Source organism: Stenotrophomonas sp. YJH_SMC_33 (genome assembly GCF_059372295.1).
Genome location: NZ_JCAFVJ010000009.1, coordinates 94925 through 114666, shown reverse-complemented (window position 1 = coordinate 114666; position 19742 = coordinate 94925). Strand labels below are relative to the sequence as shown.

The window sequence follows — 19742 nt, the reverse complement described above, 5'->3', positions numbered from 1 at the left end:
GCAGCCGCCGGGGCCGGCTACACTGCGCCACGTTCCAATGCAGGCACCGCCATGTCGTTGCAGATCCGCCGCGCCACCCTTGCCGATGTCGACGCGCTGTCGGCCATCGCAATTGCCACCTACAACGAAACCTGGGGCGATTCCTATCCGCCGCAGGAGCTGCACGATTTCCTGCAGGCGCACTACAGCAGCGAACCGCAGCGCATCGAACTGTCCGACCCACGCAGCGCGATCTGGCTGCTGATGGACGGTGATGCCGTGGTCGGCTATCTGGCCGCCGGTGCCAACACCCTGCCGCACACGGATGCACGCGAAGGCGACATCGAGCTGAAGCGGTTCTACATCCTGGCCGCGCACCAGAACGGCGGCCATGGTGCACGCATGATGGACGCGTTCATGGCGTGGCTGGACCAGCCGCAGCGCCGCACCCTGTGGGTGGGCGTATGGGAAGAAAACTTCGGCGCGCAGCGCTTCTACGCGCGCTATGGCTGCAGCAAGGTTGGCGAGTACGACTTCATCGTGGGCGATACCCACGACCGCGAGTTCATCCTTCGGCGGCCGTGATCACGTCTTTGTAGAGTCGAGCCATGCTCGACTATTGGCGGCAACAGCCAGTCGAGCATGGCTCGACTCTACAGAGAGCGAAGCGCCTAGAAGTCGAACAACTCGGAGAGGAAGCTCTCCTTCTTCTTTTTCTTGTAGCCGTGGCCACGGTTGTCCTCGTAGCGCTGGCCGAGGTGGCGGGTATCACGGTGCATCACTGGTGGCGGCGCGGACGCCGGCTGAGCCTGCACGGGCGCTGGCGGCGGTACGGCCGCACCGGCGCCCGCACGTTCGATGATCTTGTCCAGCTCGCCACGATCCAGCCACACACCTCGGCAGCCAGGACAATAGTCGATTTCGATGCCATGGCGTTCGGCCATCTGCAGGGTCTGGGTCTTGCACACGGGGCACAGCATCGGCATTGCTCCTGTCGGTCTGGTAACGACTGTACCTGCGCTGTGATGACTGTGCGGCAACACATGACCGATGGCACAGGGACTTCCGGCGCGTGCCAGCGTCCCTCGCCATCTTCCACACTGCAAGCTGGTTCCGCAGGGAGTGCGTGCATGACCGTCCTGTCCCGCCTGCCCAGCGCCGCGCGCCTGCTGCTGGTGCTGTTCGGCGTTGGCGTTGGCCTGAATCTGCGCGACATCGCAGCCGCCGCAGGCACGCCGATTCCCGCCTTGCCCCTTGCTTACGGCGGCAGCCTGCTCGACAACGCGCTGGCCGTACTCGTGGCACTTCTGCTGGCCGCGCTGCTGCGGCCACGCGGGATGGGCCTGATGGCCAGCCTGGGGCTGCGCGGCAACGGCTGGAGCGGCCCGATGTGGGTACTGCTGGCCAGCCTGCCCTGCTGGCTGGGCCTGGCGCTGCTCGGTACACCGAACAAGGCACTGACCGTACTGGATGCCACCATGCTGGCGGTGCTGTTCCCGCTGGCCGAGGAAGTACTCTTCCGCGGCCTGGGCTTCGTGCTGCTGGTGAAGATCGTGCGCGGCCCCTGGCCATGGCTTGCACTGCCGCAGGCGCTGCTGTTCGGCATGGTGCACTGGCTCGGCTTCGGCGGGTTCGACGGTGGCGGCATCGCGCTGTTCGTCGGCGCAGTGATCGCCCTCGGTGGCTTCATCTTCGCTTGGCTCGACCACCTCGACGGCGACACGCTGTGGTGCGGCCTGGCCCTGCACGTTTCGATGAACCTGGCCTGGAATGTGTTCAGCCTCGACGACGCCGTCGCTTTGGGCTGGCAGGCCACCGGTCTGCGCATCGGCACCGCCCTGCTCGCGGTCGCGGTGCTGGCCTGGCAGGTACGTCGCCAGCGCCAGCGCTCGCTGTAACGCCCACTTAGCCTGGCGTGCACGCCGGGATCACCCCCGGCTTGCGCATACTTGCGCGCCTTTTCATTGCTGCTTTCCGGAGCTGTAGCGTCATGTTGCTGTCCAAGCGCCACGTTGAACCCCGCGTCCTGCTGATCGAGGATGCCGAGGAAACCCGCGAGCTGAGCCGTCTTGCGCTGGAAAGCCAGGCCTGCCACGTGGTGGGTGTGAGCTCTGCCGAAGCAGCACTGGGCCTGCTGGCTGCCGGTGAGCGTTTCGACCTGCTGTTCACCGACGTCAACCTGGGCCCGATCAGCGGCATTGAAGCCGCCAACCGGGTTCGCGGCCTGTATCCCCAGCTGCCGATCCTGGTGACGTCGGGCATGGACCAGCACCAGGTGCTGCCGCAGCTGCGCGACGGCATTCATTTCCTGCCCAAGCCCTACAACATGAGCGAGCTGCTCGACGCCATCCGGCTGTGCTTCCGGCACGCCGATGTGGGCGTACTGATCGGGCCGGACGCGCAGGCGGCGTGAGGCACGACTGAAGGGCTGCACACCAATCGCCGGAAGCGCAGTCGCGATAACCTGGTGGTCTGGACCCCACGGCTACGAGCCGCTTGGGATGCTGCGATCGCGCGCCGCGAGGCCATCATTGACCGCCATAGCCTACCGGTGCAAATGCGGGCCGATCAGCGCCACTTGTTCCTTGCAGAGCATGGTGAGCCGTTGCAGAAGACCAGTTTGGACAGCACTTGGCAGCGCTTCATTCGGCTCGCCATTACCACCGGGGTCATCGGCGCCCAGGAACGCTTCAGCCTCCATGACCTAAAGCGGAAGGGCGGGACCGACACCATCGGAAACAGGGCTGATCGGCAAGATGCGCTGGGTGTCAGCGATGCGATGATGAAGGTATACGACAAAAGCGTGCCTAAGGTCCCCCCATCCGGAAGCACGCGCGGATCATGAAATCCGCGCGCAGAACTACAACCACAGGGCAATCTACCTAGCTCACTTCCGCCTCTACGAAATTCGGAAAGTATCTATAGTTCGAACGATACTTATCGATGTCGCCTTGGGGCAAAGATAGATTTTCAAGATCCTCTGCCTTAGCCGCATCGATGCGACGCATCTCAGAAAATGTAAGCAAAGGAGGCTCAATTTTACAAACCTCATTTCCAAATCTCGTAAAACTAAGCTGAGCAAACGACGAACGCTCCAACTTTTCACGATCTGGCTCCGAGAAAACAACACCGCCAACAGTAATCATCCGAGCATTATCGGAATACCTAAAATTGAAGATCTGCTGATAGGAAAAAGCCTCACTCGCCGGAACTTCGCTGTTGCGGTTCTGCACAGCATCTCTAATGGCTGAGTCTATTACATCCCTGAAAATGTCACCTACGCGATGTCCGCTCACATCAGCAGCAGTCAGCCCTGGAGATATCGAATCTGCGCCCACCCGTCTTTTGAGCACATCCAGTACATTCGTCGGCTCTTCGCTGTCCTCCACCTCTCCCTGCAATGACTTAGCGTCAGCATTGGCAGAAACAATCACCAGGGACCCGGACGGGGCCTTTTTAGCCACATATTTGATGTCGACCAAACAGCTCTGATCAAGCATACCGTCATAGTCCAGCCATACCACTAACGGGCCGTCTATCTTCAGCCTCTGCAGCACCACATTTGAATGCCCAAATTTCATCTCAATCTGAGAGAATGGGACATTCAGCAGAAATCTCTTTTTACTAGCCTCGGCTGTCGTGTTCTCGATACTAATCATCCGCTCAAAACCGAGCGAACGATGAAACAAACTGAAATCCGAGAAATACAGGGAACCCATACCTACGTAGGTATAGCGCTGCACCTCATGGAAGTGACTTAAACGGCGAAATGCCTCTGCAAGCATTTTCCTCTCGATACTCTTTGCAGGGCGAACGCGATAATCAATCGTTTTATAGCTGCCAGCCATCAGTCCCGCTCCCTTTCCAGGAAGTAGTCGAACGCGGCCTCACCAGCCTTCTTCGCGCTACCAACATGGAAAAATTCCCGAGCGAAATTGATATCCTCTATGGACTTATCAAATTGAACTTTTAACGTCTTCGGGGCATACACAGTTGGACGGACCGGATATGCAAAGGCGGAGCTCTTCGGAAGCTTTGAGAGTTCAACAGGGCGAGCCTTATCAATCGCCTGCTGAAGGAATTGATCTTCACTATCCTTCTCGTTGGCAAGAGCATTAAGAAAGTCAATGACCTGCCGGAGTGCAGCTGTCATCTCTTGGCGGGCAGATTGATAGACCCTCGAGTCAGTATCAACGCCACTCTTTGAAGTGTTCCAAGGCAGTGAACTTGCATCATCGCTTTCGAACACAGCGTAACCGCGGAACCGTGCAAACTGCTGATGCGCCTTCGGGGTGGAGTACTCACTTTCCAACGTAGACCAGCCAGTTGTTACAGATTTATCCGCCGTGACAATTTGACGCCCATTGCAGATGATGTACCAGCCAGCCTCGTCGATATTGGAATCGGCCACGCCCGCGTATAGAGAAAGCTTAACTGCAGCAAACTGTCCCCTTGCCTCATCTTTCGGATAAGTAACCTCCGACTTGAATGGAACAATGTCGTCGCTCAAAAGTAGCGTTGCCGCTCGATGCCTAAGCGCATAGTTGTTGACCTTGATATCCAAGCCAGCGTCCATGCTCCTAGCATGAGCGTCTTGAAGGCCTCTGATCAGTGCATTAACGAAATTCTGCGAGGAAAACTCAGCCGCAATGCCCGGGTGAAGGTCCTCAACCAAGATTGACGTTCCGAGCCGTTCAGGCGCATTCACTTGACCCTCGTTAGCCTCATCGAAAGCCATCTTCCACACATCTTTTCCGTCTTGATCAACTAGTCGCTTCCAGGCATCCACATCTACTGTCAACTTGAAGCTTGAGCTTGGCGCCGTTGATTCAACTACAAACTTCCTACCCATTTTGAACAGGGCTCGCTTCATCCCGACACCGAACTGCCCAATAGATCCGTCGACACTGGGGGCGCCTGCTGCGCGCCCGAACCTGAAGGCATACTCGGCCGCGGTAGAAACAGACATACCGCCGCAGTTATCACGGATTGAGAATGAGTCTTTCGAAACGTCGACCTGGACATTTAATCCGTCGAAATCACCATTCCTTCTTAACGACCTAGCGCCATCAACGGAGTTATCAACAAGATCCTTAACTGCATCAAGGAGAGAGATATCCTTGGTGATAATGGATATGAAGAACTCTTTTGTCGGTGAAGCGTCAATTTCAGCCATTTCGCGCATCCATACGTTAGGTATGGAGCGAGTCTGCCGCGTGTAGATCAGCTACGCAAGACCCCGCTATCGGAGGTAAGCGAGGAGCCGCGACAGCAGCAATTCTGCGACACCAGGACTGACACTGTTGCCGATCTGGCGAAACGAGTGCCACTTCGTATCGTGGAACTGGAACCAATCCGGGAAGCCCTGCAGCCTAGCGGCTTCTCGAGGCGTAATCACGCGCGGTCGGGCGAAATGAATCGGTCGCACGGCTTGAAAGCTCCCTCGGTCAGAATTAGTCCCTGCCCTGAGCGTGGGACAGAAGCCCTCAGGGTGCAGCTTAGGCGCCCGCGAAATTGGATCAGTCGCGCCACATCTGACGCCCCTGAAGCGCTTAACCACCTCAGGCTCGTGCACTGTGCCGAGGTTGCCAGACACTCTTCCTTGGGCAAGCGCAAGCAATGCTTCCGGATCCCCAACTCCATCCGGCACATGGCCTGAAAGGCGTTGCAGGAAGCTCGAGTGGCCGCTGCCAGCCCCCATCTTGCGCCACCCTTGATGGGCGGATTGCCAACTAGATCTAATGGCAGGTAGGCCAGCCAGTGCTTCGGCGACGGTCACTCTATAGTCGACGGGTTCGAACAACGCTTGTTCACATATGTCAGCAAACCGCTCAGGGTCGTAGCCGATGAAGAACACTCGCTTCCTAGATGTCGGAACACCGAAGTTCGAGGCGGTTACCGCCTTAGGTTTGAGAAGTCGGTAGTGACCAGGGACAGATCCTAGCGCTGCCCGCACCACTCTCTCGTTGCGCGGGCTCAGTATGCCGGGCACGTTTTCAGCGACGAAGAACGCAGGACGAGTCTCTTTCACCAAGCGAAAGAAATGACCAAACAGGGAGTTGCGCGGGTCATCAACTACCCGCTTACCAATCGTGCTAAAGCCTTGACATGGCGGACCTCCCACCAAACCAACCAGCTCTTGGCCATTGAGAGGGGCAAGGACGTCTCTGCCAGACAGCGTGGCAACATCCACGGATGAATGGAAGGTGCCAGGGAAATTCAGCGCATGCGAAGAGAGGGCAATCGGATCCCACTCGAAAGCTGCACCGACTTTGAACCCTGCGCGTGCAGCACCAAGGCTCATACCACCCACACCCGAGAAGAGATCTACGATTACTGGCTTCATCGGAGGATGCTACCGCAGCCCTGGTGTCTCTGTCGATCGAGCAATTCTTGCACTCAAGAACCAGACCACATGACAGTGGCCTTCAGTGAACCGGCGAACGGCCGGAATTACGGAGCATTTTACGGAGGCAAGAAAAAAGGCGCCAATTTCGCGCCTTAAGTCATTGATTGCATTGGTGGGCCGTGAAGGATTCGAACCTTCGACCAAAAGATTAAAAGTCTTCTGCTCTACCGACTGAGCTAACGGCCCAATGCATCGCCCCGGCCTTTCGGCGGGGTGGGCATTCTACCCTATTTTGGCCGGTCGCGTGGAACCCCGGTGTGTCGGGGTTGCCGGCCAGCGGCCGGCACTACCAGCGGGATTAAACCTTTGGCGCCACTGGCGCATCCCATCTGTGGTCCTTTCTGGAGCCATGGATGCGTCTGATCGTCAGCCTGCTTGCCGCCCTGCTGCCCTGCACAGCATTGGCTTCGCCGCCCCAGGTCGTCACCGACGACATCGCCCGCTTCTGGGCCACCTATGACGCGGTGCGCGCCGAACCCGATGCCGAGCGCCGGGTGGCGCTGGTCCAGCAGCGCTACATCGATCCGGGCAGCCCCGGCCTGCATGCACTGATGCAGGCCCGCCATTACACCGCCCGCGAGTACGCCGAGGCCATGCAGTCATGGCCACGCTTCTGGACGTCGGTACGGCCGTTGACTGCGAACGCGCAGCAGGCCAGCGCCACGCTGGAGCGGGATCTGACCGCCTTCCGCGCGCTCTACCCGGCACTGCGCCCGGCCACCATCACCTATGCGATCGGTGTCCTGCGCACCGGCGGCACCACGCTGGGCGACAAGGTGCTGATTGGAGCGGAGATGGCGCTGGGCGATGAGCGAGTGGATGTAAGCGAGCTTCCGGAGCCGATGCGCAGCCGGCTGCGGATCTTCTACGACAGCCGCCCGGGCGCGAACAACGCGCAGAACAACCTGCACGAGTACGTGCATACCCAGCAGCGCGAGACCACCGGCAGCCTGGCCCAGCATGCATTGCGCGAGGGCGTCGCCGAGTATGTGGCCGAGCGGCTGAGCGGGCGTCGGCCCGCGTTGCCGCTGTATGCCTACGGGCCCGCGCACGAAGCGGAGATCCGCACGCGGTTCATTGCCGAGATGAGCGGGGACAACCTCGACAACTGGCTGTACAACAGTGCGCGCAATCCGTTCGGGGTGAGCGATCTGGGCTACTACGCCGGCTATCGCATCGCGCAGGAGTACATGCGCCAGCAGGCCGATGAGAACGCCGGCATCGCACGGATGATCGAGCTGGACTATGCCGATCCGAAGGCGGTGCGGGCGTTCATCGAGGCATCGGGGTGGTTGCCTGATGAGGCTGCCGGCCAGCGGCCGGCACTACCAGACTCCAGCCGCCGGTAGCGCCGGGACAGAGAGTGCGAACCAACGGTTCGCACCCACCATTGGGGCATCAGCCCCATCACCTCAGACGTACAGCGTGGGGTCCGGCACGCCGGCTTCGGCGAAACCCTGCGCGCGCAGGCGGCAGGCATCGCAGTGGCCGCAGGCGGCGCCGTTGGCGTCGGCGTTGTAGCAGGACACGGTCAGGCCGAAGTCCACGCCCAGGCGCACGCCTTCGCTGACGATCTGGCCCTTGCTGAGGAACTGCAGCGGTGCGTGCACCTTGATGCCCGCGCCCTCCACCCCTGACTTGGTGGCCAGGTTGGCCAACGCCTGGAACGCGGCCACGAACTCGGGGCGGCAGTCCGGATAGCCGGAATAATCCACCGCGTTGACGCCGCAGAAGATGTCGTTGGCGCCGAGCACTTCGGCCCAGCCCAGGGCCAGCGACAGCATGATGGTATTGCGCGCCGGCACGTAGGTGACCGGAATGCCGGCACCACCGGCCTCCGGTACGTCGATGTCATCGGTCAGCGCCGAGCCACCGATGCTGCGCAGGTCCACGTCCACGGTCTTGTGCGCGACCACGCCCTGGGCCTTGGCCACGCGGGCGGCGGCATCCAGTTCGGAGGTGTGGCGCTGGCCGTAGCGCACGCTCAGGGCGTGCACGGCGAAGCCCTGTTCCTGGGCCATGGCGATGACGGCGGCTGAATCCATGCCGCCGGAGAGAAGCACGACTGCCTTCTTCATGGGTAAAACATCCGGTTGGGAGGGGAAAGCCAGCACGCTGTCCCGCGCCGGAGTTACATCAGGGAACGTTGCCTGGGCTCATCGGCCCGGCTCGTCGTTCCACAGGATTTTATGCAACTGCATCTGGAAGCGCACCGGCAGGCGGTCTTCGACGATCCAGTCGGCCAGCTGGCGCGCGGTGATCTCGCCCTTGCTGGGCGAGAAGAACACGGTGCAGCGCTTCACCAGCTCGTGCTCGGCGACCAGGGCCTTGGCCCAGTCGTAGTCCTCGCGGCTGCAGATGACGAACTTGATCTGGTCGCGTGCGGTCAGCAGCGGCAGGTTCTCCCAGCGGTTGCGCGCCACTTCGGCCGACCCCGGGGTCTTGATGTCGACCACGCGCGATACACGCGGGTCCACCGCGCTGACGTCCAGCGCGCCGGAGGTTTCCAGCGAGACGTCCATGCCGGCGTCGCACAGCTTCTGCAGCAGCACCAGGCAGCGTTTCTGCGCCAGCGGCTCGCCGCCGGTCACGCAGACGTGGCGCACGCCCTGGGCCAGCACCTCGGCCACGATGTCGTCGATGTCCCACCAGGTGCCGCCATGGAAGGCATAGGCCGTATCGCAGTACTGGCAGCGCAGCGGGCAGCCGGTCAGGCGCACGAACACAGTCGGCCAGCCGGCGGTATCGGCTTCGCCCTGCAGCGAGGTGAAGATCTCGGTGATCTTCAGGCGTGGCAGGGGCGACTGCACAATCTCACTGGGCGTGGCGGCGGCGCTGGACGGGGTAACGGCGGTCATGGCGGGCACTTCTTGGTGGGACACGTGGCGGGTGGGCTACCGTGGCCGGTAACGAAAGCAGCCGAGCGTGGGCTCGGCTCTACAACAACAACCGGGCGGGCATGGCCCAGCCGGTAACGAAAGCAGCCGAGCGTGGGCTCGGCTCTACAACAGCAACCAAACGGGCATATCCCTGCCGGTGACGCGAGCCGTCGGGCATGGCCCGGCGCTACCGGATCCGGGCGGGTTTGCCGGTCCGGAAACGAAAGCAGCCGAGCATGGGCTCGGCTCTACAGGGCACACATTGTACGCCCGGTCAGCGGATCAGCGGATCTGCTTGCCCAGGCGGATGGACTGCAGACGGTCCTGCGCGGTGCGCGCGGCGTCCGAGCCGGGGTACTGCGCCACGACGGTCTCCAGCGTCTGCTGGGCCTGGTCTACCTTGCCCTCGCCGTACTGCGAGAGGCCGATCTTGAGCAGGCCGCCCGCGGCTTTGTCGTGGGTCGGATAGCGCGAGAGCAGTTCACGGAACTGGGTCTCGGCCATCGGGAAATTGCGGGTGGCGTAGTAGCTCTCGCCCAGCCAGTACAGCGCGTTCGGCGCGTAGACGCCATTCGGGTACAACTCCAGGAAGCTCAGGAACAGCTGAGCCGAATCGTCGTACCTGCCGGCCTTCAAGGCATCGAAGGCAACGTTGTAGGAGGTGCGCTCGTCACCGGTGGCGGCGAGGCTGCCGGCATCACCATGGACGGAAGGCGGCCGCTCGGAAGTGGCCGCCGCTGCGGGTTTTGCCGGGGCCGGTGCGGCCTTGGGCGCGCTCGCCGGAACGGGCGGCAGGGCCGGGGCGGCGTTGCCCCCTTCCAACCGGTTCAGGCGGCTGTCCAGATCCAGGTACTGGTCCTGGGCGGACTGCTTGAGCTGGGCGTTGTCGTGCTGCAACTGCTCGATCGAGGCCTGCAGGCTGGTGACCTGCTGCCGCAGCTGATTGATCTGGTTCAACAGGTCCTGGTTGGCACTGTTGTTGTACATCTGCTGCTCGAGCGCGCCGACACGGTCAGCCAGGCTCTGTCGCTGTGCGTGCGCCGGTGCGGCAGCCACGAGGGCTGCCGCAACGACCAGCATCAGTTTGATGCCAATGCGCATGGATTACTGCGCGGTGTAGACGATTTCGACGCGACGGTTCTGCGACCAGCAGGACTCGTTCGACTCGGTGCAGACCGGACGCTCTTCACCGTAGGACACGACGGTCAGCTGCGAAGCCGAACCACCGTTGGCCTGCAGGGCCGAGCTGACGCCGTTGCCACGACGCTCACCCAGGGCCTGGTTGTACGCGCGCGAACCGCGCTCGTCGGTGTGGCCCTGCAGGGTGATGCGCGAGGACGGACGGTCACGCAGGTACTTGGCGTGGCACGCCATGATGGCCTGGAATTCCGGCTTCACGTCTTCCTTGTCCAGGTCGAAGTAGACCACGCGCTGGCGCAGGCAGGCGTCGGTGTCCAGGTCGCCCGGGCCGTACAGGCCGGAGGTCGACGGACCGGTCGGGGTGGTGGTCGAGGTGCCGGTGTCGACCGGGGCTGCCGGCTCTTCCTTCACCTTCTTCGAGCAACCGGCCAGGACGGCCACAGACAGCAGGGAAACAAGCAGAACGCGGGTGGACTTGTTCATGGCGATACCTTTGTGGCTCCTAAGCCGATGAGGGGTTCAAGACAACGAAAATATTAACACTCTTTTAGCGCTGGGTACGGTATGGGGACCATGCCGGTTCGCGCACATCACCGTCAGCCAGGACCAGGCGCTGGCGAACCCGCGCATCGGCCGAAACGGCATACAACACACCACGGCCACCTTCGCGGGCGGCGTACAGCACCATGCTTGCGTTGGGCGCAAAGCTCGGCGATTCATCGAGCGAACCCGGGGACAGCGTGCTCCAGCGGGGCGACCCCAGCGAGCTGTCCATCATCGCGATCTTGTAGCTGTTGCCAGAACCCTGGGCGACGACGATCTTCTTGCCGTCGTAGGACACCGACGGCTTGGCATTGTAGTTGCCCTGGAAGGTCACGCGCTCGGCGCTGCCGCCACCTGCACCGACCTTGTAGACCTGCGGACGGCCGCCGCGGTCGGAGGTGAAGTACACCGCGCTGCCGTCCGGTGCCCAGGTCGGCTCGGTATCGATGGCGAAGTGGTTGGTCAGCTGGGTCAGCTGCTTGCTGCCCAGGTCCATGACGTAGATTTCCGGGTTGCCCGAACGCGACAGGGTCAGGGCCAGCTTGCGGCCGTCCGGCGAGAACGCCGGGGCGCTGTTGATGCCACGGAAGCTGGTGACCAGCTCGCGCGCGCCAGTGCCGATGTTCTGGATGTAGATGGCCGAATTGCCACGCTCGAAGCTGACGTAGGCCAGCTTGCTGCCATCCGGGCTCCACGACGGCGACAGCAGCGGCTCGGCCGAACGCACGATGGTCTGCGGGTTGAAGCCGTCGGAGTCGGCCACCATCAGCGCATAGCGCATGGCGTCGCCCTTGCCGCTGGCAGTCACGTAGGCGATGCGGGTCCAGAAGGCGCCGCGGATGCCGGTGATCTTCTCGTAGATGGCGTCGGCCATCTGGTGGGCGACGTCGCGCATGGCGTTGCCGCGGGCAGTCATCGCCAGGCCCAGCAGGCGCTCGCCCTTGGGCACGTCGAACAGTTCGTATTCGACGCGGTAGGCACCGGCACCGGCGTCGAGTACGCGGCCGACCACGATGTAGTTCTGCTTCAGCGCGCGCCAGGTGGCGAACTGGATGTCGCCGCCACGCACCGGCTTTTCGACGATCTGCGCTTCCGGCAGCGTGCGGAACTGGCCCGAACGCTCCAGGTCGGCACGGACCACGCCGGCGACGTCGGTCTGCGGAGCGGCCGACGAACCCTGGTAGGGCATCGGCACGATGGTGATCGGCAGCGCGGAGGCATTGCCGCCGATGATGTCGATATCCAGCCCCTTCTGCTGCGCGACGGCAGCAAAGGGCAGCAACAGGGCCGCAAACACGGCAAGCCAGCGAGGCATCTTTTTCATGGAGCGCTCAATAGGGGAAACCGGAACGAGGGATAGCAAAGCAGGAGTGAACCGCTTCGCAATCATGAACCAAGGGTACGTGAATTCCGGGTCAGTTCCAGCCCGTCCTCTCACGCACCGTTAACGTCGTGGCTAACATCGCACCTGCCTGCCCCGGTCACTCCGCCCAGCGGGGCGGTGTTCGACAGAAGCCTAAAGCCTGCCCGGCCGAAACCGAGCACACCAGAGGCAAGCGCGACATCCATGGGCAGGAGTGGCCCGAGCCCCCCCCCCTGCCCTGCCCGCCTCAGCGATCCTGGGCGGTAAAAGTGAAGTTGAGCGTGCGCGCGAACACCGACTCGAAGCCGCGGTACGGCAACGGCTGCGCATTGAGCACGGCGGCCTCGATCGAACGCTTGCCGGCCTCGTCGTACGGGCAGTTCGGGCTGACCTTGGCCTGCATCACTGTGCCACCCGGAATCTGGGTGATGGTGATCTGGCAGCGCTGGCCCAACGGCACCGTGTCCGGCCGCACCCACTGCGACAGCACCTTGGCCTGGATCGCCGCAGCGTACTTGGCCGATAGATCGTCGCTGTTACCGCCACCACCGGCGGCTGGCTGGGATGCACCGCTGGAACCGGCGGCGGCACTGCCGGCAGCATTGCGCGCGGCGGCGACCTCGCGCAGCTTCCGCTCGGCCAGCTTGGCTTCCTTCTCGGCCTGCTCGCGGCGGGCACGGATCTCGGCGATCTTCTTCTGCTTCTCGGCCTCGGCCTTGTCAGCCGCGACGCGCTCCTGCTCGGCCTGCTTCTTCTTCTCGTCCGCTTCCTGCTGCTTGGCCAGGCGCAGCTTCTGCTCCGCTTCTTCCTGGCGCTTGCGTTCGGTCAGGTCGATCTGCTCCTGGCGGCGCTTGGCTTCCTGTTCCTGCCTGGCCTTCTCCTGCGAGATGGCCAGCGCACTCACCGCTTCCTGGTCCTTGGTATCCGGCTGCGCGACACGCTCCTGTGCCTGTTGCTGCTGCGGCGTGGGGGCGTCCTGTGGGCGCGGCTCGGGAATCGGCTGTGGCGGCGGAATGGTGTCTTCCGGCACCGGAACCGGCTCGGCCACCGGCGGCGGCAGGTCTTCCAGCTTTTCCGACTGGCGCAGGGCCTGGCGCGCGGCGGACGCCTCAGACGCGGACAGCGCCAGGCTGGCCTCCACCGAAGGGTCACCGGCGGCGGCATCGGTGTTGCGCTCGGGTGACCAGAACCAGGCCACGATGAAGACCAGCGCGACCAGCAGGTGCACCAGCAGTGCCAGTGCCAGGGGCAGGCCCCAGCCGGGTTCGCGCTGATGCGAAGGTGGCAGGGCGTCAGCGTGCATCGGTGGCCAGGCCTACCTTGTCTACCTTGGCGCGCTTGATCACATCCATCGCGGCGATGACCTTCTCATAGGCCACGGCACGGTCGGCGGCGACGATCACGCGCACGCCCTTGTCCTGGGCGGCAATGCCGGCCAGGCGGCCTTCCAGTTCCTCGGCCGACACGGCGGCCGGTTCCTTGGCGTCGGGCAGCTTCAGGCTGAGCTGGCCGTCCTGGCGCACCGAGACGATCACCGGGTCCTGCTTGCTTTCCAGCGCCTTGGCGTTGGATTGCGGCAGGTCGACGTCGAAGCTCAGGGTGAGCAGCGGCGCGGTGACCATGAAGATGATCAGCAGCACCAGCATGACGTCGATGTAGGGGACGACGTTGATTTCCGATTTCAGCTTGCGGCGCTTTCGGCGGCCGATGGCAGCGGACATGGCTTGGACTCCCGGGTCAGGCGCTTACTCGTCGCCAGCGCTCTGGCGCTGCAGGATGGAGCTGAACTCTTCGGCAAAGGTCTCGAACCGCACCGACATGCGCTCTACGCGGGTGGTGAAGCGGTTGTAGGCCCACACTGCCGGGATCGCCACGAACAGGCCGATGGCGGTGGCGAACAGCGCTTCGGAGATGCCCGGCGCGACGGCGGCGATACCGGCCTGCGCACCGCTGCTGATCATGTCGTGCATGGTCACCATGATGCCGAACACGGTACCGACCAGGCCCACGTACGGGGCGGTCGAGCCGATATTGGCCAGCAGTTCCAGGTTGCGCTCAAGCTGGTCCACTTCGCGGGTGTAGGTGGTACGCATGGCACGCTGCGCGCCTTCCAGCTGCGCACGGCCGTCCAGGCGGCGCTTGTCGCGCAGGCGGGTGTACTCGCGGAAACCGGCTTCGAAGATGGCTTCCAGGCCGGTCACGCTGCGGCTGCGGTCGGTGGCGGCGCTGTACAGCTTGCCCAGGTCGGCGCCGGACCAGAAGCGGTTCTCGAACTCGTCGGCTTCGCGGGTGGCCTGCTTGAACACGCGTGCCTTGCGGAAAATGATCACCCAGCTGACGAACGAGCCGACCAGCAGGAGCAGCACGATGATCTTCACCGGCAGGCTGGCCTTGGCCATCAGTTCGAGGTAGTTGATGCCGCCGCCGGTGGTGGCCTGGGCAAGGGTCTGTGTCGCGGCGTTGCTGACGTCGGCCGGCAGTGCCTCGGTGACCGTGGCCTGCAGGGCCAGGAGCGTTGCGATCATCCGTTGTTCCTCAGTGTTCGGATTCGGGGTGGAGGTGGGGTTGCAGCACGGCAAGGACGGCCTCGTCCATGCCACGCGGGCGGAAACTGGCCGCGTCCAGTGCGGCGATGCGGACCTGGGCCGACAGCAGCAATTCGCCGTCGCGCAGGATCTGCTGGTCGAAGACCATGCTGGCCTTCTTCAGCTGGACCAGACGGGCGCTCACCTGCAGGGTGTCATCCAGCCGTGCCGGCCTGATGAAATCCATCTGCATCGAGCGCGCCGCGAAGACCATCCCATGCTCGGCGCGCATGCGCTCCTGGCCGTAGCCGAGCGCACGCATCCATTCGGTCCGGGCCCGTTCCATGAAGGCCACGTAGCGGGCGTGGTAGACCACGCCGCCTGCGTCGGTATCTTCCCAGTAAATGCGTGTCGGCCAACTGAATAGTGGCTCAACCAACATCGGGAACCTCCGCGAACAGGTCCTGCGGCGGGTTCTTCGGCTTCAGGCCCATGTGCCGGTAAGCCTTGTGGGTGGCCATGCGACCACGCGCGGTACGCACCAGGAAGCCCTGCTGGATCAGGTAGGGCTCGACCACGTCTTCCAGCGTGCCACGCTCCTCGGACAGGGCCGCGGCCAGCGATTCGATGCCGACCGGGCCGCCATCGAAGTAGTCGACCATGGTCCTGAGCAGGCGCCGGTCGAGCTCATCAAAGCCCTCCGGGTCGACCTTCAGCATCTGCATCGCAGCCTGTGCCACGGCCTCGTCGATGTGGCCGCCCGCCTTTACCTGCGCGTAGTCGCGCACGCGGCGCAGCAGGCGGTTGGCGATACGCGGGGTGCCACGCGCGCGGCGCGCGATCTCCCCTGCCCCATCGGCGGTGCAGTCGATGGCCAGGATCGCCGCCGAACGGCGCACGATGCGGGTCAGCTCTTCGACGCTGTAGAACTCCAGCCGCTGGACGATGCCGAAGCGGTCACGCAGCGGTGCGGTCAACAGGCCGGCACGGGTGGTGGCACCGATCAGGGTGAACGGCGGCAGGTCGATCTTGATCGAGCGGGCAGCGGGGCCCTCGCCGATCATGATGTCGATCTGGAAATCTTCCATCGCCGGGTACAGCACTTCCTCCACCACCGGCGACAGGCGATGGATCTCGTCGATGAAAAGCACGTCGTGCGGCTGCAGGTTGGTCAGCAGCGCAGCCAGGTCGCCAGCCTTCTCGATCACCGGGCCGGAGGTCACGCGCAGGGCCACGCCCAGTTCGTTGGCAATGACGTGGCTGAGCGTGGTCTTGCCCAGGCCGGGCGGCCCGAAGATCAGCACGTGGTCGAGCGCGTCGCCGCGCCCCTTGGCCGCTTCGATGTAGATCTCCATCTGCTCGCGCACCGGGGCCTGGCCGAGATAGTCGGCCAGGCGCTTGGGGCGGATGCTGGCGTCGGCGGCGTCATCCTCGCGGGTGGCGCCGGCGCCGATGATGCGGTCGTCGGTCATGTGCTGATTATGCGGCAAAAGCGGGGTGATTCGGCCGGGCTGCGCCCGGCACCCGCAGAGGCAACGGCAACATCCAGAGCAACAGCCGAAGCGGGCTTCCTGGGGGATGGCGGGGTGGGTCCGGTTGCGGGGGACGCCGTAAATACGTCCATGTAGGCTCGGTCGCGCCATCCATGGCGCTCACGCCCCCGCAACCGGACCCACCCCGCCTTCGACAGTTTCCTGCGGTCTGTCGGAACGGCGTTCTGCTTTGGTGGGGGCCGACCGTTGGTCGGCACGGTAGATCCACGCCATGCGTGGACGGATCTCTGGAGGAATCGACGGTGGAGATTAAATCTCCACCTGCGCGCCGAGTTCCACCAGCCGGTTACCCGGAATCCGGAAGAAGCCGGTCGCCGGCGCGGCATTCCGGTGCATCAGCGCGAACAGCTTGTCGCGCCAGATCGGCATGCCGCGGTTGGCGGTGGCCACGATGGTCTCGCGGCTGGCGAAGAAGGTGGTGTCCATCGGGTCGAAGTAGATGCCGCCGTGGTCGCACGAGCGCATCAGCGCCAGTGGGACGTCCGGGGTCTCCATGAAGCCGAAGCGCACATAGACCCGGTAGAACTCGTCGCCCACCGATTCGATCTTCAGCCGCTGCCCTTCCATCGCATACGGGATCGGCAGGGTTTCCACATGCAGGAACACGTTGCGTTCGTGCAGCACTTTGTTGTGCTTGAGGTTGTGCATCAGTGCGTGCGGGGCCACGGTCGGATCCGCAGTGAGGAACACGGCGGTGCCCGGCACGCGTACCGGCGGCGCCAGCATCAGGCCCGGCAGGAAGGTATCCAGGCGGATGCCGTCCTTGCGGATCTCATCGCGCAGCAGCTCGCGGCCCCGGCGCCAGGTACGCATCATGGTGAACAGGAAGATGCCCAGCACTACCGGGAACCAGGCGCCCTGCAGCAGCTTGGCGCCGTTGGCGATGACAAAGCCGAGGTCGATGATGAAGAACACCACGCACAGGGGCAGCAGCCAGGCGCGTGCCTTCGGCCACAACGAGCGGGCCACCAGGGCCAGCAGCAGGGTATCGATCAGCATGGTGGCCGACACCGAGATGCCGTAGGCCACCGCCAGGTTGGACGAGCTGCGGAAGGCCAGCACCAGGCCGATCACCATCACCGCGATGCCCCAGTTGATGCCCGGGATGTAGATCTGGCCGATGGTGTCGTGCGAGGTGTGCTTGATGCGCATGCGCGGGATGTAGCCCAGCTGCATCGCCTGACGCGAGACCGAGAACGCACCGGTGATGACCGACTGCGAGGCAATCACCGCCGCCATGGTGGCCAGGATGATCATCGGGTACAGCGCCCACGACGGCACTGCCTCAAAGAACGGGTTCTTCAGCGCCTCGGGATGGTTGAGCACCAGTGCGCCCTGCCCCAGGTAGTTCAGCACCAGGCACGGCAGCACGAAGAAGTACCAGGCATGGCGGATCGGCTTGGCACCGAAGTGGCCCATGTCGGCGTACAGCGCTTCGCCGCCGGTCACCGCCAGTACCACCGCACCGAGGATGAAGATGCCGTGCCAGCTGTGCTCCATGAAGAAGCGGATCGCCCACCACGGGTTGAAGGCTTTCAGCACTTCCGGCGCATCCACGATGTTGTAGATGCCGATCGCCGCCAGCGAAATGAACCAGACCGACGTGATCGGGCCGAACGCCTTGCCGATCTTCTCGGTGCCGAAGCGCTGCGCCGCGAACACCATCAGCAGCACCACCACCGTGATCGGCACGATGAAGGCATGCAGGCCGGGCGCGGCCACCTCCAGGCCTTCGACCGCGCCAAGCACCGAGATCGCCGGGGTGATCACGCCGTCGCCGAAGAACAGCGAGGCGCCGAAGATGCCAAGGATGCCCACCACGTAGGCCGAGCGCGACCCGTTGCGCAGCGTGCGCTGGGTCAGCGCCATCAGCGCCATGATGCCGCCCTCGCCGTCATTGTCGGCGCGCATGATGATGGTCACGTACTTCAGCGTGACCACGATGTTCAGTGCCCAGAACGCCAGCGAGAGCACGCCCAGTACCGTGTCGTGGTCGCTGTTGAGCCCGTAGTGCGGCGAGAACGCCTCCTTCAGGGTGTACAGCGGGCTGGTACCGATATCACCGAAGACCACGCCGATCGCACCGATGATCAGCGCCAGGCCTCCGGCGGGAGGAGCGTGACCGTGGCCGCCGGGGGCAGCTGCGTGCGGGGTTTGACTGCTGGACATGGGACTCCTGGCGAGGCTCAGGCGGTTCGTTGAGAGAAAGGAAGCCGACTCAGCGCAGCGCGGACTGCAGCGCCTTGCGGATCACGGTGGCCACTTCATCGCCTTCAGTGAAGGCGTCGCGGGCCATGCGGGCCGCTTCAGCAGGCTTGTAGCCCAGCTGCTGCAGCGCCACGGTGGCATCGGAAAGCGGGTCGGCCGCGGCCGGGCCGCTGCCGGTGGGCAGCGCGCCGCCGGCACCGAACTGGGCGGCGCGGTCGCGCAGTTCCAGCACCATTCGCTCGGCGGTCTTCTTGCCGATGCCCGGAATGCGGGTCAGCGCGGTGATGTCACCGGCCTGGACCATGCGCGCGAATTCCTCGACGGTGACCCCGGACAGCACGGCCAGCGCGATCTTCGCGCCGATGCCACTGACCTTCTGCACGTCGCGGAACAGCCGCCGTTCGCCCTCGCGCAGGAAGCCGTACAGCGAGACGCTGTCTTCCTTCTGCGCGTAATGGGTGTACAGGGTGACCTCGCGGCCGAGTTCGGGCAGGTCATAGAAGGTGCTCATCGGCGCCTCCAGCTCGTAGCCCACTCCGTTCACGTCCAGCACCAGCCACGGCGGCGCCTTGTAGGCGACGATGCCGCGCAGTCGACCGATCATTGCGTGCAGCTCCTCATTTGCGGCCCCACGCCTGGCGGGCACTGAGCCCCAGGCGGTTGGCCGTTGCCCTTACGTGGGCATGGGTGATCGCCACCGCCAACGCGTCGGCCGCGTCGGCCTGCAGCTTGGTTTTCAGGTTGAGCATGAGCCCGACCATGTGTTGAACCTGTTGCTTTTCGGCACCACCACGACCGACCACCGCCAGCTTGATCTCGCTGGCGGCATATTCATGCACCGGCAGGTCACGCAGCACAACGGCGGAAATCGCCGCGCCCCGGGCCTGGCCCAGCTTCAGCGCCGAATCGGGGTTGCGGGCCATGAACACGCGTTCGATGGCCACTTCCTGCGGCTGGAACTCGCGGCACAGGTCGGCCAGGCCGAGCACCAGCAGCTTCATGCGCTGCGGGAAATCGTCCGCGCCCAGCAGCACCAGCGGCTGGTGGTGCACGTAGGTGACGCGCCCGGCGGCGTCGACATCGATGATGCCGACCCCGGTCCGCTGTGAACCGGGGTCGATGCCGAGGATGCGGGTCATGCTG

General features: G+C 63.8%; 22 protein-coding genes and 1 tRNA gene. 5 read left to right on the top strand and 18 right to left on the bottom strand.

What is annotated here, in order from left to right:
• Window positions 1-51: 51 nt before the first annotated feature.
• A complete protein-coding gene (locus tag AC5P9W_RS14590) occupies window positions 52-564 on the top strand; it encodes a GNAT family N-acetyltransferase (protein ID WP_021203715.1) in 513 nt (170 codons plus the stop codon).
• A gap of 86 nt (window positions 565-650) precedes the next feature.
• Here the strand turns inward: AC5P9W_RS14590 and AC5P9W_RS14585 are convergent, their stop codons facing one another.
• The gene (locus AC5P9W_RS14585) at window positions 651-959 is read right to left on the bottom strand and encodes a TFIIB-type zinc ribbon-containing protein (protein ID WP_111098887.1); all 309 of its coding nucleotides are present in this window, start codon (window positions 957-959) and stop codon (window positions 651-653) included.
• A 150-nt stretch (window positions 960-1109) separates the two neighbouring features.
• On the opposite strand from AC5P9W_RS14585, the gene AC5P9W_RS14580 reads away from it, so the two are divergent.
• The 3 genes from AC5P9W_RS14580 (at window position 1110) to AC5P9W_RS14570 (ending at window position 2824) form a co-directional block, all read left to right on the top strand.
• Window positions 1110-1877 (top strand): CPBP family glutamic-type intramembrane protease, encoded by a 768-nt coding sequence (locus AC5P9W_RS14580; RefSeq protein ID WP_495219336.1) that lies wholly within the window; start codon window positions 1110-1112, stop codon window positions 1875-1877.
• Window positions 1878-1969: 92 nt separating this feature from the next.
• Window positions 1970-2392: a response regulator gene (locus tag AC5P9W_RS14575; protein WP_005418495.1), complete on the top strand. Its 423-nt coding sequence runs from the start codon at window positions 1970-1972 to the stop codon at window positions 2390-2392.
• 54 nt (window positions 2393-2446) lie between these two features.
• Window positions 2447-2824: a site-specific integrase gene (locus AC5P9W_RS14570; protein ID WP_495219335.1), complete on the top strand. Its 378-nt coding sequence runs from the start codon at window positions 2447-2449 to the stop codon at window positions 2822-2824.
• A 37-nt stretch (window positions 2825-2861) separates the two neighbouring features.
• Here AC5P9W_RS14570 and AC5P9W_RS14565 read toward each other — a convergent pair whose 3' ends face one another.
• The 4 genes from AC5P9W_RS14565 to AC5P9W_RS14550 form a co-directional block, all read right to left on the bottom strand.
• A complete protein-coding gene (locus tag AC5P9W_RS14565; RefSeq protein WP_495219334.1) occupies window positions 2862-3827 on the bottom strand; it encodes an O-methyltransferase in 966 nt (321 codons plus the stop codon).
• On the bottom strand, window positions 3827-5155 hold the full coding sequence (locus tag AC5P9W_RS14560) for an ATP-binding protein (protein ID WP_495219333.1): 1329 nt from the start codon (window positions 5153-5155) through the stop codon (window positions 3827-3829). Before AC5P9W_RS14560 ends, AC5P9W_RS14565 begins: the two co-directional genes overlap by 1 nt.
• Before the next feature lie 66 nt (window positions 5156-5221).
• Complete coding sequence (locus AC5P9W_RS14555; protein ID WP_495219332.1) at window positions 5222-6325, bottom strand: DNA cytosine methyltransferase; 1104 nt, start codon at window positions 6323-6325, stop codon at window positions 5222-5224.
• A gap of 173 nt (window positions 6326-6498) precedes the next feature.
• Window positions 6499-6574 (bottom strand) — tRNA-Lys (locus AC5P9W_RS14550).
• A 167-nt stretch (window positions 6575-6741) separates the two neighbouring features.
• On the opposite strand from AC5P9W_RS14550, the gene AC5P9W_RS14545 reads away from it, so the two are divergent.
• The gene (locus AC5P9W_RS14545; RefSeq protein WP_495219331.1) at window positions 6742-7737 is read left to right on the top strand and encodes a DUF2268 domain-containing putative Zn-dependent protease; all 996 of its coding nucleotides are present in this window, start codon (window positions 6742-6744) and stop codon (window positions 7735-7737) included.
• A gap of 63 nt (window positions 7738-7800) precedes the next feature.
• On the opposite strand, the gene queC is transcribed toward AC5P9W_RS14545, so the two are convergent.
• The 13 genes from queC to ruvC form a co-directional block, all read right to left on the bottom strand.
• The gene (gene queC / locus AC5P9W_RS14540) at window positions 7801-8466 is read right to left on the bottom strand and encodes a 7-cyano-7-deazaguanine synthase QueC (protein ID WP_111098894.1); all 666 of its coding nucleotides are present in this window, start codon (window positions 8464-8466) and stop codon (window positions 7801-7803) included.
• A gap of 78 nt (window positions 8467-8544) precedes the next feature.
• Window positions 8545-9246 (bottom strand): 7-carboxy-7-deazaguanine synthase QueE, encoded by a 702-nt coding sequence (queE, locus tag AC5P9W_RS14535; RefSeq protein WP_019660124.1) that lies wholly within the window; start codon window positions 9244-9246, stop codon window positions 8545-8547.
• A 303-nt stretch (window positions 9247-9549) separates the two neighbouring features.
• Complete coding sequence (ybgF, locus tag AC5P9W_RS14530) at window positions 9550-10368, bottom strand: tol-pal system protein YbgF (RefSeq protein WP_019660125.1); 819 nt, start codon at window positions 10366-10368, stop codon at window positions 9550-9552.
• A 3-nt stretch (window positions 10369-10371) separates the two neighbouring features.
• Window positions 10372-10890 carry a peptidoglycan-associated lipoprotein Pal gene (gene pal, locus AC5P9W_RS14525; RefSeq protein ID WP_005418510.1) on the bottom strand — a complete coding sequence of 173 codons (519 nt, stop codon included), beginning with the start codon at window positions 10888-10890 and terminating at the stop codon, window positions 10372-10374.
• Between the two features lie 64 nt (window positions 10891-10954).
• Window positions 10955-12274, bottom strand: a complete 1320-nt coding sequence (tolB, locus tag AC5P9W_RS14520; RefSeq protein ID WP_019660126.1) for a Tol-Pal system beta propeller repeat protein TolB — start codon at window positions 12272-12274, stop codon at window positions 10955-10957.
• Between the two features lie 286 nt (window positions 12275-12560).
• Window positions 12561-13616 carry a cell envelope integrity protein TolA gene (tolA, locus tag AC5P9W_RS14515; protein WP_495219330.1) on the bottom strand — a complete coding sequence of 352 codons (1056 nt, stop codon included), beginning with the start codon at window positions 13614-13616 and terminating at the stop codon, window positions 12561-12563.
• On the bottom strand, window positions 13606-14034 hold the full coding sequence (gene tolR / locus AC5P9W_RS14510; RefSeq protein WP_006438804.1) for a protein TolR: 429 nt from the start codon (window positions 14032-14034) through the stop codon (window positions 13606-13608). Before tolR ends, tolA begins: the two co-directional genes overlap by 11 nt.
• Window positions 14035-14058: 24 nt before the next feature.
• Entirely contained in the window at window positions 14059-14838 is a 780-nt protein-coding gene (tolQ, locus tag AC5P9W_RS14505; protein ID WP_005410752.1) for a protein TolQ, read from the bottom strand.
• Between the two features lie 10 nt (window positions 14839-14848).
• Window positions 14849-15280 carry a tol-pal system-associated acyl-CoA thioesterase gene (gene ybgC / locus AC5P9W_RS14500; RefSeq protein WP_495219329.1) on the bottom strand — a complete coding sequence of 144 codons (432 nt, stop codon included), beginning with the start codon at window positions 15278-15280 and terminating at the stop codon, window positions 14849-14851.
• A complete protein-coding gene (gene ruvB / locus AC5P9W_RS14495; RefSeq protein WP_019660129.1) occupies window positions 15270-16310 on the bottom strand; it encodes a Holliday junction branch migration DNA helicase RuvB in 1041 nt (346 codons plus the stop codon). Before ruvB ends, ybgC begins: the two co-directional genes overlap by 11 nt.
• A 330-nt stretch (window positions 16311-16640) precedes the next feature.
• Window positions 16641-18560, bottom strand: a complete 1920-nt coding sequence (locus AC5P9W_RS14490; protein ID WP_021203145.1) for a potassium transporter Kup — start codon at window positions 18558-18560, stop codon at window positions 16641-16643.
• Window positions 18561-18609: 49 nt separating this feature from the next.
• Window positions 18610-19203 carry a Holliday junction branch migration protein RuvA gene (gene ruvA, locus AC5P9W_RS14485; protein ID WP_111098896.1) on the bottom strand — a complete coding sequence of 198 codons (594 nt, stop codon included), beginning with the start codon at window positions 19201-19203 and terminating at the stop codon, window positions 18610-18612.
• A gap of 13 nt (window positions 19204-19216) precedes the next feature.
• Window positions 19217-19738: a crossover junction endodeoxyribonuclease RuvC gene (gene ruvC / locus AC5P9W_RS14480; protein WP_019660132.1), complete on the bottom strand. Its 522-nt coding sequence runs from the start codon at window positions 19736-19738 to the stop codon at window positions 19217-19219.
• Window positions 19739-19742 lie beyond the last annotated feature (4 nt).

Excerpts from the sequence above, each read along its gene's own strand:
- AC5P9W_RS14545 (WP_495219331.1), top strand. The coding sequence starts at position 6,742 with ATGCGTCTGATCGTCAGCCTGCTTGCCGCCCTGCTGCCCTGCACAGCA.
- tolR (WP_006438804.1), bottom strand. The coding sequence starts at position 14,034 with ATGTCCGCTGCCATCGGCCGCCGAAAGCGCCGCAAGCTGAAATCGGAA.
- tolA (WP_495219330.1), bottom strand. The coding sequence starts at position 13,616 with ATGCACGCTGACGCCCTGCCACCTTCGCATCAGCGCGAACCCGGCTGG.
- AC5P9W_RS14575 (WP_005418495.1), top strand. The coding sequence starts at position 1,970 with ATGTTGCTGTCCAAGCGCCACGTTGAACCCCGCGTCCTGCTGATCGAG.
- tolB (WP_019660126.1), bottom strand. The coding sequence starts at position 12,274 with ATGAAAAAGATGCCTCGCTGGCTTGCCGTGTTTGCGGCCCTGTTGCTG.
- tolQ (WP_005410752.1), bottom strand. The coding sequence starts at position 14,838 with ATGATCGCAACGCTCCTGGCCCTGCAGGCCACGGTCACCGAGGCACTG.
- AC5P9W_RS14585 (WP_111098887.1), bottom strand. The coding sequence starts at position 959 with ATGCTGTGCCCCGTGTGCAAGACCCAGACCCTGCAGATGGCCGAACGC.
- ruvB (WP_019660129.1), bottom strand. The coding sequence starts at position 16,310 with ATGACCGACGACCGCATCATCGGCGCCGGCGCCACCCGCGAGGATGAC.
- pal (WP_005418510.1), bottom strand. The coding sequence starts at position 10,890 with ATGAACAAGTCCACCCGCGTTCTGCTTGTTTCCCTGCTGTCTGTGGCC.
- ruvC (WP_019660132.1), bottom strand. The coding sequence starts at position 19,738 with ATGACCCGCATCCTCGGCATCGACCCCGGTTCACAGCGGACCGGGGTC.
- AC5P9W_RS14590 (WP_021203715.1), top strand. The coding sequence starts at position 52 with ATGTCGTTGCAGATCCGCCGCGCCACCCTTGCCGATGTCGACGCGCTG.
- AC5P9W_RS14565 (WP_495219334.1), bottom strand. The coding sequence starts at position 3,827 with ATGGCTGGCAGCTATAAAACGATTGATTATCGCGTTCGCCCTGCAAAG.
- AC5P9W_RS14490 (WP_021203145.1), bottom strand. The coding sequence starts at position 18,560 with ATGTCCAGCAGTCAAACCCCGCACGCAGCTGCCCCCGGCGGCCACGGT.
- queE (WP_019660124.1), bottom strand. The coding sequence starts at position 9,246 with ATGACCGCCGTTACCCCGTCCAGCGCCGCCGCCACGCCCAGTGAGATT.
- AC5P9W_RS14555 (WP_495219332.1), bottom strand. The coding sequence starts at position 6,325 with ATGAAGCCAGTAATCGTAGATCTCTTCTCGGGTGTGGGTGGTATGAGC.
- AC5P9W_RS14560 (WP_495219333.1), bottom strand. The coding sequence starts at position 5,155 with ATGGCTGAAATTGACGCTTCACCGACAAAAGAGTTCTTCATATCCATT.
- ruvA (WP_111098896.1), bottom strand. The coding sequence starts at position 19,203 with ATGATCGGTCGACTGCGCGGCATCGTCGCCTACAAGGCGCCGCCGTGG.
- ybgC (WP_495219329.1), bottom strand. The coding sequence starts at position 15,280 with ATGTTGGTTGAGCCACTATTCAGTTGGCCGACACGCATTTACTGGGAA.
- AC5P9W_RS14580 (WP_495219336.1), top strand. The coding sequence starts at position 1,110 with ATGACCGTCCTGTCCCGCCTGCCCAGCGCCGCGCGCCTGCTGCTGGTG.
- ybgF (WP_019660125.1), bottom strand. The coding sequence starts at position 10,368 with ATGCGCATTGGCATCAAACTGATGCTGGTCGTTGCGGCAGCCCTCGTG.
- queC (WP_111098894.1), bottom strand. The coding sequence starts at position 8,466 with ATGAAGAAGGCAGTCGTGCTTCTCTCCGGCGGCATGGATTCAGCCGCC.